The organism is Bdellovibrio sp. GT3 (assembly GCF_037996765.1).
Taxonomy (GTDB): Bacteria; Bdellovibrionota; Bdellovibrionia; order Bdellovibrionales; family Bdellovibrionaceae; genus Bdellovibrio.
Genome location: NZ_JBBNAD010000005.1, coordinates 26412 through 39832, shown reverse-complemented (window position 1 = coordinate 39832; position 13421 = coordinate 26412). Strand labels below are relative to the sequence as shown.

General features: G+C 47.0%; 16 protein-coding genes. 7 read left to right on the top strand and 9 right to left on the bottom strand.

The window, feature by feature from the left end; genetic code table 11:
* Nucleotides 1-246 precede the first annotated feature (246 nt).
* The 3 genes from AAAA73_RS07500 to trhA form a co-directional block, all read right to left on the bottom strand.
* The gene (locus AAAA73_RS07500; RefSeq protein ID WP_340597582.1) at nt 247-834 is read right to left on the bottom strand and encodes an NUDIX hydrolase; all 588 of its coding nucleotides are present in this window, start codon (nt 832-834) and stop codon (nt 247-249) included.
* Between the two features lie 69 nt (nt 835-903).
* On the bottom strand, nt 904-1329 hold the full coding sequence (locus AAAA73_RS07495) for a hypothetical protein (RefSeq protein ID WP_340597581.1): 426 nt from the start codon (nt 1327-1329) through the stop codon (nt 904-906).
* A gap of 103 nt (nt 1330-1432) precedes the next feature.
* Entirely contained in the window at nt 1433-2050 is a 618-nt protein-coding gene (gene trhA / locus AAAA73_RS07490; RefSeq protein WP_340599364.1) for a PAQR family membrane homeostasis protein TrhA, read from the bottom strand.
* A 103-nt stretch (nt 2051-2153) separates the two neighbouring features.
* On the opposite strand from trhA, the gene AAAA73_RS07485 reads away from it, so the two are divergent.
* Nucleotides 2154-3371: a TCR/Tet family MFS transporter gene (locus AAAA73_RS07485; RefSeq protein ID WP_340597580.1), complete on the top strand. Its 1218-nt coding sequence runs from the start codon at nt 2154-2156 to the stop codon at nt 3369-3371.
* On the opposite strand, the gene AAAA73_RS07480 is transcribed toward AAAA73_RS07485, so the two are convergent.
* From AAAA73_RS07480 to AAAA73_RS07460, 5 genes are all read right to left on the bottom strand, one after another.
* Nucleotides 3368-4357 (bottom strand): lipase family alpha/beta hydrolase, encoded by a 990-nt coding sequence (locus AAAA73_RS07480; protein ID WP_340597579.1) that lies wholly within the window; start codon nt 4355-4357, stop codon nt 3368-3370. The genes AAAA73_RS07485 and AAAA73_RS07480 overlap by 4 nt on opposite strands.
* A gap of 62 nt (nt 4358-4419) precedes the next feature.
* The gene (gene hflX / locus AAAA73_RS07475) at nt 4420-5850 is read right to left on the bottom strand and encodes a GTPase HflX (protein WP_340597578.1); all 1431 of its coding nucleotides are present in this window, start codon (nt 5848-5850) and stop codon (nt 4420-4422) included.
* Nucleotides 5847-7211, bottom strand: a complete 1365-nt coding sequence (locus tag AAAA73_RS07470) for a DEAD/DEAH box helicase (RefSeq protein WP_340597577.1) — start codon at nt 7209-7211, stop codon at nt 5847-5849. The genes hflX and AAAA73_RS07470 overlap by 4 nt, the downstream gene beginning before the upstream one ends.
* A 75-nt stretch (nt 7212-7286) precedes the next feature.
* On the bottom strand, nt 7287-7931 hold the full coding sequence (locus AAAA73_RS07465) for a hypothetical protein (protein WP_340597576.1): 645 nt from the start codon (nt 7929-7931) through the stop codon (nt 7287-7289).
* 109 nt (nt 7932-8040) lie between these two features.
* Nucleotides 8041-8583 carry an LOG family protein gene (locus tag AAAA73_RS07460; protein ID WP_340597575.1) on the bottom strand — a complete coding sequence of 181 codons (543 nt, stop codon included), beginning with the start codon at nt 8581-8583 and terminating at the stop codon, nt 8041-8043.
* A 110-nt stretch (nt 8584-8693) separates the two neighbouring features.
* Between AAAA73_RS07460 and AAAA73_RS07455 the strand changes: the two genes are divergently transcribed.
* The 6 genes from AAAA73_RS07455 (at nt 8694) to AAAA73_RS07430 (ending at nt 13021) form a co-directional block, all read left to right on the top strand.
* Nucleotides 8694-9233 (top strand): hypothetical protein, encoded by a 540-nt coding sequence (locus AAAA73_RS07455; protein ID WP_340597574.1) that lies wholly within the window; start codon nt 8694-8696, stop codon nt 9231-9233.
* A gap of 7 nt (nt 9234-9240) precedes the next feature.
* The gene (locus AAAA73_RS07450; RefSeq protein ID WP_340597573.1) at nt 9241-10389 is read left to right on the top strand and encodes a CapA family protein; all 1149 of its coding nucleotides are present in this window, start codon (nt 9241-9243) and stop codon (nt 10387-10389) included.
* Between the two features lie 26 nt (nt 10390-10415).
* Nucleotides 10416-11072, top strand: coding sequence for a methyltransferase (locus AAAA73_RS07445; protein WP_340597572.1), 657 nt, complete (start codon nt 10416-10418; stop codon nt 11070-11072).
* A 164-nt stretch (nt 11073-11236) separates the two neighbouring features.
* The gene (locus AAAA73_RS07440; RefSeq protein ID WP_340597571.1) at nt 11237-11734 is read left to right on the top strand and encodes a hypothetical protein; all 498 of its coding nucleotides are present in this window, start codon (nt 11237-11239) and stop codon (nt 11732-11734) included.
* A 20-nt stretch (nt 11735-11754) separates the two neighbouring features.
* Nucleotides 11755-12165, top strand: a complete 411-nt coding sequence (locus tag AAAA73_RS07435; protein ID WP_340597570.1) for a hypothetical protein — start codon at nt 11755-11757, stop codon at nt 12163-12165.
* A 115-nt stretch (nt 12166-12280) separates the two neighbouring features.
* Nucleotides 12281-13021, top strand: a complete 741-nt coding sequence (locus AAAA73_RS07430) for a rhomboid family intramembrane serine protease (RefSeq protein ID WP_340597569.1) — start codon at nt 12281-12283, stop codon at nt 13019-13021.
* Here AAAA73_RS07430 and AAAA73_RS07425 read toward each other — a convergent pair.
* Nucleotides 12974-13342 carry a hypothetical protein gene (locus AAAA73_RS07425; protein ID WP_340597568.1) on the bottom strand — a complete coding sequence of 123 codons (369 nt, stop codon included), beginning with the start codon at nt 13340-13342 and terminating at the stop codon, nt 12974-12976. The two genes, AAAA73_RS07430 and AAAA73_RS07425, sit on opposite strands and share 48 nt — an antisense overlap.
* Nucleotides 13343-13421: the final 79 nt, after the last annotated feature.

Genomic DNA, 13421 nt, shown 5'->3' with positions numbered 1-13421 from the left:
TTTTTTATTTATATTCTCCCTCTATTACTAGGCTAGGGGGATGGTAGTTACGGTGGTCCGGTCTCCCGGTAAGTTACCAATTCACGAATCTCCGTAGAAAGAATGAATTCGTGAAGTACTACATGCGTTGATGCCATTCAAGGCTCCTTTCGCTCCCACTCGCAGTGGGCTGATGTCATACCTATCGGCTGGACTTTTGGAGAGTTGAGGGCAATTTCCAAAATTTTTAAAAAATTCCAAACATTCTCAGTTTGAGATGCGAGGTTTTAGCTGCTTCAGCAGATTCTGTGTGATCATGTACGACAATCCCCAAAGCGGGACATCCCGATCCAGTGCAATGGCTGGAAGTTCGACGCTGATTTGGTCGCGAATGAACCCATGAGTGGTCGCACGTTCGGGGCTGATAAGATGTTTCAGGGGTGTCCAGAAGAAATCAGCAACTTCGTTGGGATCCAAATGGATATCAAAATCTTTATCAATATAGAAAACGTAGGGACGAATAAAGAAATCCAGCATAGTGCCGGCTTTTCGGGCTTGGACGTCATCCAGCTGGCCGATGACTTCTTCCTGAGTCAAAATGATACCCACTTCTTCCTGCGTTTCGCGAATTGCGGTATGCAGGGCGGAACGGTCCCATTCTTCTTTTTTGCCTCCGGGAAAAGCAATTTGTCCTGACCAGCGATCATCGGGGTGAATGGCGCGTTGAATGAAGCCAATTTGCAAATCATCCAAGGCTCCACGCAGAATAATTGAAACACAGGCATAGTGTTGCAATGCCTGCGACAAATCCAGGGGATTCTGATTTTCAAAAAGTCTTGAGAGTTCCTTATTCACGCGCGAAGTCCTTGTGCTCCTTTCAGGATAGCACAAGGACTGCGAATTTGCGAATGTACTTAGCCAAGTCTAGCGGCAGGAGCGACGTGAAACCGTTTCGCTTCTGGAGTTCGAAGATATGACTTTGCAGTTGTTGTAGCGACGATTGCAGGATCTCAAAGCATCGCGCTCGGCTTCGTAGCGGGATTCACCTCGCGATTCAAGCGTCATCTTGTAACCACGGTAATCTGTTCCTTCGGCCTTAACGATGTAATAGCTGGCACTGCATGTTTCCACACAGCTGCCGTGTTTTTTTAGACAAGATCGACAGTCAGAATGTCCACCCCAGTGTTCCTCCCAACCATTGTCAGAAGCACTGCAGGTGACATTGGGGCGGCCCCAACCGCCACCATGACCCCGGTCGCCACGGCCTGGTTTAAACATATCGTCGAAGTGTCCTGCGAATGAAGAGACAGCGATCATTGTTACTGCGATGAATCCAAATAGTGCTTTCATGGTGATTCCCCCTCGAGTGTGGTTTGTTCTTTGCCGAAACATTCCGGCCCCGAGAGGATGCAATTACAAAGGATGTGCCAACGACGTTGGAGTCAAAACGATACTAAATCAGATAATAAAGAATGCAGAAATACTGACTGATGCTGCCTGCCATAACAAACAAATGCCAGATACCATGGAAGTGTTTCACCTTCTCATCAAATAAAAAGAAGGCAATACCGCCGGTATATAAAAGTCCACCAGTGGCTAACAGCGCGACACCGCGAGGATCCAGATTTTCAGTGAGGGGTTTCATGGCAAATACAATAAGCCATCCCATCACGACATAAATCACCATCGAAGGAATTCGTGTTCGGTGCGACAGAGTCAGTTCAAAAACAATTCCGATCACTGCCAGTGTCCAATTGATGCCGAACAACCACCATCCCCAAGGACCATGCAATGTGATCAAAGTGAATGGAGTGTAGGTACCCGCGATCAAAAGATAGATCGCCATATGATCGAGTTTTTGGAGAATCTTTTTCGCCCGGCCCTGAATGCTGTGATAGAGAGTTGATATTGTATACAGCAAGACAAGCATCCCGCCATAGACGCTGGCAGAGACGATTTTTATGACGTCTCCTTGCACGCTGGCCAGAGTGACAAGGACAGAGGCGCCCGCGACCGCCAGAACGGCGCCCACCAAGTGGCTAATGCTATTGAATCGCTCGCCTTGATAGATAAGTACCTCCGATACGAATCAGTTTACCACAGGACAGTCACAAAACTCACTTGCGAAAATGTTTTGATAAAAGAATAATTACTCAACTTGCAAAGTGGGATATATGAAGAAAAGTTCATCTGCCAGTGTCCGTTTTATTTTCGCAACAATTTTTCTGGACGCTCTGGGAATTGGAGTTTTGATTCCAGTTTTTCCGGATGTGATACGTCGCTTTGGTCATGATCCTTCCTTCGTTAATCATTATTTTGGTTACTTCATTTCCGTCTATGCTTTGATGCAGTTTCTTGCTTCACCTGTGCTGGGTTCATTGTCAGATCGATTTGGGCGCAGACCCGTTCTTTTGGTTTCTTTGCTGGGTGCGGGCTTGGACTATTTGCTGATGGCCTTTGCACCCACGTTGGGAATCCTGTTTGCCGGTCGAATTATTTCCGGATTGACTGGCGCAAGCATGACGGTGGCAAGTTCCTATATGGCCGACATCTCAGATGATACGAATCGTTCTGCTAACTTCGGCATGATTGGAGCAGCCTTTGGGTTGGGGTTCATCGTGGGACCTGCATTGGGTGGCATGTTGGGACATTACGGATATCAAGCGCCGTTTATTGCGGCGGCCGTCTTTAATCTACTGAACTTCGCATTTGGCTACTTTATATTGCCCGAGTCCCTGGATGAGGCTCATCGCCGAAAGATCGAATGGCGCCGCTTGAATCCATTTCAATCCTTGTTCAAGGTCTTGTTCAAACCAGGAATGAGATTGTTGGTTTGGATCTATTTCCTGCTTTATCTGGCGGGTCATTCCCATCCAAGTATCTGGACTTTGTTCACTCAATACAAATTCAACTGGTCGACTTTTGAAGTGGGGTTGTCACTTTCCTTTATTGGAGTATCCATTGCCTTTGTTCAAGGGTATCTGACTCGAGTCTTGGTCCCACGATGGGGGGAATTGAAGACTTTAAATGTTGGGATGATGTTTTGCGTTCTGGCTTACGTGGGCTACGCAACAGTGACTCAGGGATGGATGCTTTATGCGGTGATGGCGATCACCTGCATGAATGGGCTTACGGGGCCTGCATCAATGTCTTTGATCTCGAAGGACACTCCTCCCCAAGAGCAGGGTGAACTGCAGGGCACATTGATTTCCATTGCCAGCATTACTTCGATCATCGGCCCCTTGATCTATACCGATATTTTTGCACGTTTCACCGCTGAGTCAGCGCCAGTGAAATTTCCCGGAAGTGCCTACATGTTGGCTGCAGTCATCAGTATTGTAGCTTGGGGTTTGTTTGCGCTTTATCCCAAGTCTCACAAGGTAAAGACCTAAAGTATGCTTTGCAGATACTTGGGTAAATCCAGGTCTTTGCTGGGGTGAGACATCATGACTGAAGAGTGATCTCCGGGGAAGCGAGGGAAATGTTTTTCAAGAAGGCTCTTAACGTCCCGAGCCGCTATTTTTGAATGTTCATGGATTGCCGACAACTCATTCACAAAAGCCGGATATTGAGATGACGTCGACATCGCATTCCAAAAATTCATCTCGTAAAGTGTTCCGGTCATCGGTGTGCCATCCGTAAACAGGTTTGCAATTTTTGCCGGCAGGCGATTCAGTGGTGCTTCGGTGTGATCCAGTGCCTGAGCACCATGTTGAGCAAAATAAAGCTCAATGCTGAACTTTTCCGGCAAACTTACGTTGTAGAGATTCTGAAAGAAGTCTGAACAAGAGCGCATATCTGTCAAAGCCGCTGGCAGAAAATATTCAACCATGCGGTCCACACTGGTCCCTTTGTGCGTGCATCCGGCGGAGGTGCCACCCTGCCAAGGGGAATCTATGCTGATCACGCGGATCGAAGGTGTGTTTTCGGCAAAGCCATTCTTAGCCAGATAGTTCAACGCTTCACGGGCAATCAATCCACCCATGCTATGAGCGAGCAACGTCACACGGGACGTACGAAGCTTCAAAATACTAAGCGCTAGATCCTGAGCTGAACGTTTTAGTGAACGGTGAAGATCATCATAGGCAAAATAGAAGAGTCGGTACTCCGTCATGCGCGGAGTACTCGATAGCAACTGAGTGAAATTATTTACGGAGCCGGAACGGCCATGAATCAAAATCATGGGTTCGCTGTTATCGTCGGCCAATTGATTCAGACTTGCCATGGGAACCAGGCGACCTTGATAGCGGGGTCCTAATAGCTTTCTTTCATCTTTCGCGTTATAGCGAACGATCCCTTGTGCTTGAGCCGGGGAGCCTTGAAAAATGCTAAGAGTGGAAACTAGTACTGAAAGTGGCACCGATAAACTTGTTTTCATCGATGCTACTTTAAGGTTTTTGAGCTGATTAGAGCGAGTTAAACTTTAATAATGAAACGCTGTTAATCGATATCAGCCAGTGCATCACGAATTTTTTTGGCGATCTTATCAAAGTCCTCGGAGTTGGCACGGACCTTTAGTCGCACACCTTTTTCGTCATAGGATTCACCCAAGACTTTTAAACGAGCCCGGATGTCACCAATAACCCCTTGAACTTTATACGGAATAAAGATCTCTTCCTCGCGCATGGAGTTTTCGAAAAACTTAACCAGGCGCAAACGCAGATCTTCAACGTCCTGCGCATTGCGAGTAGACAAAAACACAGCGTCAGGAAATTCGGTGGCCAAACTGGACGTCTGTTCCTCTGTTAAACAATCGCGCTTATTAAGAATAAGCAAGCTCGGGATGTCCCCAGCACCCACTTCAGCCAAAGTCGTTTTTGTGACTTCCAGTTGCGAGCGGAAGGACGGATCGGCAGCATCCACAACAAACAACAACAGGGATGCGTTTAAAGCTTCATCCAAAGTGGATTTGAATGAGGCAACCAGATCATGCGGAAGCTTTTTGATGAAGCCCACTGTATCGGAAAGTAAAATTTTAGGGCGAGTCTCAGGATAGACGGCGCGAACAGTTGTATCCAATGTCGCAAATAACTTATCGGCGACATAAACTTCGCTGCCAGTCATCGTACGCATCAAGGAGGACTTGCCAGCATTGGTGTACCCAACTAGGGCTACGCAGGCCTCCTGCTCGCGTCGTGACCGACGGGTTAGGTGTTCCTGTCCGATAGAGGAAAGTTCCTGTTTCAATTCTTTGATACGGTCGCGAATTTTACGGCGATCCAACTCGATCGCGGATTCCCCGACACCTTTACCACCACCACCCATGCGGTCATCGTCCCCGCCGGAGACACCGCGCATGCGAGGCGCAACGTAAGTCAGGCGAGCAATTTCCACCTGCAAACGGGCAGCCCGCGTGCGAGCATGGCGACTGAAGATTTCAATGATCACGCCCGTGCGATCCAAAACCTTGGCGCCTGTAGCACTTTCGATATTGCGCAACTGAAGCGGTGAAAGATCACAGTCAAAGACCACCCACTGGGCTTGATCTTGAGGGTTCTCCACTTCCACAAAGTCCTCGGGTTCACTTTCTTCGAAAGTTTCCTCGGGGAAGTCAAAGATGTCGTCTTCTTCGTCTTCGTTTTTAAACTTCAAAGCAGCTTTGTGTTTTTTCTTAACAAAATTTGGCGCAATTTTACCAGTACCGCCGGTCCATTTCGCCAGCTCAACCAATTTGCCATCGCCCAGAACTGTCGCGCTTTTTGTAGAAGTACGACGTTGGTGTAATTTACCAATAACCTCAAAGCCCAGCGTTGAAACCAAGCGCGAAAGCTCGACCAAAGAGCTTTGAACTTCTGATTCAGAAGTTCTGCCAATTTGGAGGCCTACAAGAACGGCCTTAGGAACTGCTTCACTTGTTTCGTGCAGGCTCATTTTTTATGTCCTCCGCCGTGCGCGCCGCCTTTCGGAGCGCCGCCTTTGGGAGCACCACCTTTCGGTGCGCCTCCTTTAGCTTCAAAAGTGGGCGGCTTTTTGCGAGGGTTCAAACGACGGCGTTTTTTAAAACCACCGCGACTTGGTTTCGCGTTCTCCATAGCCTCAATCATGGCTTTGGCTTTTCCTTTGGAAAGGATGTGGCTTCCGGCGATTTCAGCAGAATGGTAAGGTTGTTCGGTGACGACTGGGATGGTTTTACCAATCAGGCGTTCGATGTCGCGAAGATAGGATTTCTCTTCGGCATCACAAAATGCAATGGCAATACCCTGGCTGCCGGCGCGGGCGGTACGACCGATACGGTGAACATAGCTTTCGGCTTCATTGGGAAGTTCAAAGTTAATCACGTGACTGATGTCATCAATGTCGATACCGCGAGCAGCGATATCCGTTGCCACCAGAACGCGGATTTTACCTTCGCGTAAATTCTCAAGGGCGCGTTGGCGCGCGTTCTGAGATTTATTTCCGTGAATGGCCTCTGCCGGAATGTGATTCTTGGCAAGACCCTCAGCCACACGATTTGCACCGTGCTTGGTTCTGGTGAAGACAATCACTTTATCGAAAGTCTTGTCCTGAAGAAGGTGGCGAAGCAAGTCGCGCTTTTTGCTGCGATCCACGTACATGACCGATTGCTCAATCATTTCTGCCGTTGAAGAGACAGGTGCCACTTCCACTTTCGCAGGATTCTGCAAAAGGGAGTCAGCCAGTTTCTGGATTTCCTTCGGCATGGTTGCCGAGAAGAAAAGATTCTGGCGTTTTGCCGGAAGTAGATTGATTACTTTTTTGATGTCTGGAAGGAAGCCCATATCCAACATGCGATCGGCTTCATCCAAAACGAATATTTCCAATTTTCCCAATTGCAGATGTTTTTGTTGAATCAGATCCAACAGGCGACCCGGAGTCGCAATCAAAACATCCACTCCTTGAGAAAGAGCTTTTACTTGCGGCTGCTGGCCGACGCCACCGAAGATAACAGCGGTGCGAATGCGCATATGCTTGCCATAAGTTTGAAAGCTTTCGTGAATTTGAATGGCAAGTTCACGTGTCGGAGCCAGAACCAGAACGCGCGCTTGTTTTGGAGCTGTTCTGTTCCATTGGTTTGCCAGGTGATTCAGGATCGGCAAGGCAAAGGCAGCGGTTTTACCGGTGCCGGTTTGAGCGCAACCCAAAAGGTCGCGGCCTTCCAACAGGTGAGGAATCGCTTGTTGCTGAATAGGGGTTGGAACTGTATAGCCGGTTTCAGCGACAGCACGTTGGATAGGTTCTACAAGGGGAAGATCAGAGAATTTTACAGAAGTCATAGGGACAGATAGCTACAGGGGTTGCGTCCAAACCGCAACCCCAAAAGACTTATCTTCCCAAAATTACAGAGTTTTTTAGAACTTCCAGTCCTCAATGAGCAGGGCCGACTGGATTTGATTTTGGCGAGTCAAACCACAGACGGTTTTAAGCTTGTATTGGAATGAATAGGACATGGCTGAGTCGATTTCAGTGACATTGTGGTAGGGGAAATCGAAGTTAATTGCACAATACTTCATCACAGAACGTAAGTTCTGAGCCATTTTAGAAAAGGTCATGGTGAACATGGTGTCCCTTTCCCATAGTTCCAGCCAAGTACGGCTGGTTAACTGCTCTAACGTGAATGAGCAACGCTCATAACACGCAAGACTGCGGAAGATCTGCAGATTATCACGATTGTAGATTTGGATGAAGCGCTCGTTCTTCAATGTATTGGAAAGATCCGTGCTTGGTGCCTGTCCAATGCGGAAAAGGAACTGCAACACGAATCGGTCGTTCTGGTAAAGCCCGCTCGCCAGTTCGGCCTTCAAAGCTCCTACATAGGCATGCAAAGCATGAGCTACGTTTTTGCGGGCTTCAGGCAAAAGATTATGAAAATGCGTAAGACCGGCATCTGTATAAGGTTCAACCTTATAGCCAAAAGCTTCCAGCACCAGAGAAAGCTCCACCAGGTCTTCGCGATAACTTTGAATGTATGGTTCAGTCTTTAAATTAAATTTCATTGCGGCTATTTAATTACCCGACAATGTTTCGCAACACCAATTGCAAATTTGAAACGAATTTAGTTGTGACCCCACTTATGCCATATGAATTCGAGGCAAAATTCTGTGGCTAAGAAAGTATTGCTTTTAAGGCTTCCTGAGGCGTTTCTTTTAACTGAAAAAATCTGGAATATTCATTTCTTAACAAACCTGTAGAAGTTGCATGACTGACAAAAAGTTGGAGATGGTCAAAGAAGTTTTGCACGTTTACCAAGGCAATTGGCTTCTGATGATAGCCAATTTGTGACCATGTCAAAACTTCGAACAGTTCTTCCAATGTGCCGAATCCACCCGGCAATGCGATGAAGCCGTCTGCGAGTGAAGCCATCGTGGCTTTGCGTTCATGCATATCATTGACGATACGAAGATCAGTCAGACCATGATGAGCTTGTTCAAGCTCGACCAGTTTTTGCGGAATGATGCCCGTGACCAGTCCACCTTTTTCCAAAACGGCATTGGCGATGATTCCCATTAAGCCCACTTTGCCACCGCCATAAACCAGTTCGATTTTGTGATCGGCCAACAGATAACCCAATTCACGCGCGGCTTCGCCATATTCAATTTTGTTGCCGGGGTTCGCTCCGCAGTACACGCAAATTCTTTTGATCTTCATGATAGTCCTCTTTTGGGTTACCTCATGCTTTCCAACAAAGGCCCTATTTGTCAATAGGGTAGCGAGGAAGCTTGCTCGTATTATTTAGATTCGAACAACAAGGAGTAACTATGACAACGACAATGTCCGCCACGCAAAAAGCGGCGAAAAAAAGACTGACAAAAGCGGAGTTTAAACTATTCACTCAAGGTCAATCCTCCGATCTTAAAAAAGTTCCTCATGATCGACTGAAAAAAGCCCGGGCTCGTACTGTGGATTTAATCAAACGTCATCGTAAAACTGTTCGTGCAAAAGCGGATGATAAAACTGTCGTGCGTGAGGCAACATTCCGTTTGCGCAGTATGGAAAGAACTTTGGATCGTTTCGATCGTGTCCTGAACAAGGAACGTATTGCAAAACGTAAGGCCAAGGCTTTACGAGGCAAAAAAAGCATGACCGCACAACCCAAAATGAATTTGAAGCGCAATGATGAACCTCGCGAGGATTTCATGCTTAAGACCAAAAGAAAAATGTACGCCAAAGAGACCACCGAACCCCGGGGCAATCTATCGGCGACAAGAACCGTGGGCAAGCGGATTGCCGGATATTCCAGTGCCCGTTCACGCAAAGGGCAAGTGGCTCGGGATCGTCGCAATTCTTCAGAGGCATAATACAAAAATGAAAAACAAATTTTTTAAATCCCTGGCAGTGATGCTGGGGATTCTTCCATCAGTAACATGGGCACAGGGACAGGATCTGAATTTCAGTGGCAGGTGCCAGGAAAATTCTCCATTTGCGGCGATCTCGTTTGTCGGGGACGTTTTGATTCACAAAATGCTTTACCTGAATGTGGTGAGCGAGTCGAAGGACTTCTCCCAGATCTGGAGATCCATCAACCCCCTGTTCGCAAAAGCGCACTTTTCAATAGCTAATCTTGAAGGTCCTGCGGCAATGGGGATCGATGCCCAAGGCCGGGACTGGGGCGATGTCGGATTTATTTATGATGACCGGGTTTATTCGGGCACCAACATGGTCTTTAATTACCATCCGCGAATTCTGGAAAACCTTCGCAACAGTGGCATTGATCTTTTGACCTTGGCCAACAATCATTCTTTGGATCGCGGTGCTATCGGTATTGATAAAACTGTCAATGCAGCCAGAAGTTATGGAATTCCAACGGTGGGAGTTCGCCATTCCCAGGAACGAAACGGGGCTTATTATAAAACGGTTTCAATTCGTGGGATTAACGTGGCTTTTGTGGGTTGTACTGAATCCACCAACGGGCGCAGTGATTCCAAATCTCAGGTATTGAATTGTTTCAAACCCGAAGCCGAGAGTTTAGTCAGGGAGTTGGCGGGGCGTTCAGATGTCGATGCGGTGATCGTCTATCCTCATTGGGGGGAAGAGTACAAGCAATCACCGAATTCGAAGCAAGTTGCTGGCGCCAAAAGGTTTCTGGATGCAGGTGCTGTCGCCGTGGTCGGCTCGCATCCTCATGTGCTGCAGCCTTGGGATAAATACGTGACCAAGGATGGACGGGAAACCTTCATTGTCTACTCGTTGGGAAATTTCGTAGCAGGTCAAAAGGATGTCGAGCGTCGGGCGTCTGCGGTTATGTATCTGGGACTTGCCAAGAACGATCAGGGCAAAGCTCAGATCACCGGGGTCGCATATACGCCGACCGTTCGCAATGGTGTAAAGATTTATCCCATGGGTTCTGGTGGCGACAGGGCGGTTCTGAACTATTTAAACAAACACTACGGAACACAGAGGATGCTGGATATTAATGAGTCTTTGGGATTAAAGCTGTGCAGATCATTGCCATAGGGGGAAGTCGGGGATAAAGTGGCTGTATGTCATCAGTCAACCCGCACTACACCTTTGAATATTCTCAACCCGAGGAATACCATTTCTCTCACGATTCGGTATTCCTTGCTCGACAAGTTTATGAAATCTATCGAGACGAGGGACTGGCTCCGGCGACATGTCTGGATTTGTGTGCGGGTTGCGGGATTATCGGATTGGACTTTCTATTTCATAATCAAAAGGAGCGCGGAGTTGTTCCAAGAGCCTTTGATTTTTTGGAGGTTCAGTCCGAAATTTATCAGGAGCATTTTAGCAAAAACTCCAAGCACGTGACGGACTCCAAAACGAATCTGAATTTTGTTGGCGAGAACTATGATGTGCTTCAGGCGGAAAAGTATAAAAATCAGTATGATTTAATATTATGCAATCCCCCTTACTTCCATCGGGACCAAGGAACTTTATCCCCCTCCGATTTTAAAAACAGATGTCGTTTCTTTATCGATTCTGATTTCGCCAATCTGATGCGTGGAATTGAAAACTCGCTTCGCCCCGGGGGACGCGCCTATGTTTTGTTGCGCGAGCAGCGCCAACATGGTTGGAGCGCCTTTCATCTGGCCGGGCAACATCTGTCATCAGTTATGAGCCTGGAGATCCTTGGGGATATCCGCGGAACCAGTCTACTTGAGATTCGCAAGGCTAATTGAGAAAGCTCTTATCCCGGGTAAATACCTGTTAAGACTGAAAAACTGGTAAATTTTTCCTTATCGGCAAGCCATTTGGTTTTCAATTAGAGTGCTGGCTGGCCCCTCGCATGACTTCCAAGCAACCCTCAGTTACTAGCTTGGCACTGTTTATTAAAGGGGTGCCCATGATTTCTCGTATTGTTATCGCGATCGCTCTATTGATGCCGGCTGTGTCTTTGGCAAAAGAAACCTGCCCGCTACGCAATAATGAAACTGAATTAACGATCAACCGAGTAATGCGTAATTTCGGAAAGTATTTTGCTGATGCTGAAACAGTGGCGCGCAAAATCGGAGATCCTTGGGATAAAGTGACTGATCAGGATATCGAAAAAGGTATTGCTGGTTTGAATATTTCCATCGCTTGTGCGGAAGCTGTGATGGCTAATCCGACGGAGTCCGTGCTGCCTTCCAAAGGCGGTCTGATGACTGACCCTAAAGAAAAACAAGAGTTGAAAGAATACTACCTGTACTTCATGGAAGAGTTCCGTGATGCCTTAGTTGAATATCGCGATCTTTTGGTAAAAACCCTGGCAACTCCCGAAGCTCAGCGTGATTACGCTCCGATCGTGGAAAAAAACCAGGAAGTTAACAACAAAGTTAACAAAGCCCACAAGAAAATTTAAGAATCAGCAGAGGAAGAGTTATGCGTAAAATTTTAGTTTCAGTTTTTGTAGCATTGTCAGTGGTTGTGTTGGCGGCCTACGCTGAAGTTACCAGCATCAAACAAGACATGATGGAAATCGAAAAAATGGCAAAGCTGATCAAAGCTTCTGTGAATGATCCATCTCAGAATCAGCAAAACGCAGTTTACGCAAATCAGATTGCCTTATTGCTTCAGGCGAATATGCAAAAGGTTCCGGAAATCCTGAACAGATGGCCTCAAGATCAACAACCGGCTGTATGGCAAAACTATCAGCAGCATCTTCAATATGCAGCGGGATTGGCTGTGCAAATTCAGACTTCTTTGCAAAACAACGACAACGCCACTGCAGCGGCGTATATCAAGGCGTTGTTTGATTCCAAGGAAAACAGTCACCAAACTTACAACCCGTAAGGATTCGACTTCAAATCAAATATAAAAGGGCTGTCCGATGGACGGCCTTTTTTTTTGGCTGCCTTGACTTCCCTTGGATTGGACTCAGAATTAAGTGCAACGCTTTGGAGGATCGATGGAACAAACCATATGGAAGAACGTAAGAGCCACCTGGCTCAGCCATAGACCATCGCCATTAGCAGGATTCATATCGGCATTGACGGTATTAATCCTGGTGATTGGCGCGATTGGATATTGGGATGGATTTGCAGGTGCAGATCAGTGGATGCCTGCATCAGGACAGAATGTCTTTGAAAAGAAGCAGTACTGGCGCTTATGGACGGCTTTGATCTCCCACGCTGACATCGGGCACTTGCTTAGCAACATGATTCTATTCTTTGTATTAGGCTATTTGCTGGTGGGATTTTTTGGTCTTTGGATGTTTCCAACGGCAGCTTTGTTTTTCGGCGGAATAATTAACTACATCGTACTTAAAGGTTATCCACCTGAAGTGAACTTGCTGGGGGCTTCGGGCGTTGTATATTGGATGGGCGGAGCGTGGCTCGCTCTGTATTGCCTGCTCGATGAGAAAAGATCGCGACTTCATAGAGGAATTAGAGCCGTTGGCGTGGGACTTGGGGTGTTTATGCCGACATCGGCCTTTGATCCACAAGTCAGTTACAGTGCCCATTTCACCGGATTCGTTCTGGGAATTGGATTTGCGTTGGTTTACTACTTCCTTCGTCGCAAGGAATTTAAAAATGCGGTTCAGTTTGAATGGGTGGATTCAGAGGGTAATAAAGTTAATCACCCTCACGATCCATTGGGCTTATCGCATCCAAACTTTCACAGGCACGGGCATTCCGAATGGAATTGAAGTGACGTAAATGCGCAAGAAGCGAACTTTGGAAGGACCGAAGTAAGCTGTTTTGCTTTCGCCAGCAGCATAAACTCCGCTGATTCCGGAAACTTGTTTACCCCAAAGAATGTGAGAGATCGTGTCGATGCGTTCGATGTGTGCTTTGGAGCCCGTTTCAACCATGATTTGAGAGTAAGTCCCGCGATTGTGAATCAGAATGTCTTTATAGTCAGGTGATTGCGTTGTGATCGTTGTTGTAAGAACATGGGTCCATTGATTCGCATGAGCTGCGCTGATGAAACCGAAGGATAGGAATAGTGCTGTGATTAGTGTTTTCATTTTTGACCTCTCTTCATTTGAAGATGTCGATCTACACTTAAATTGCAGAATCACAAAGCGTAAAGGCTGAATTAGGAAT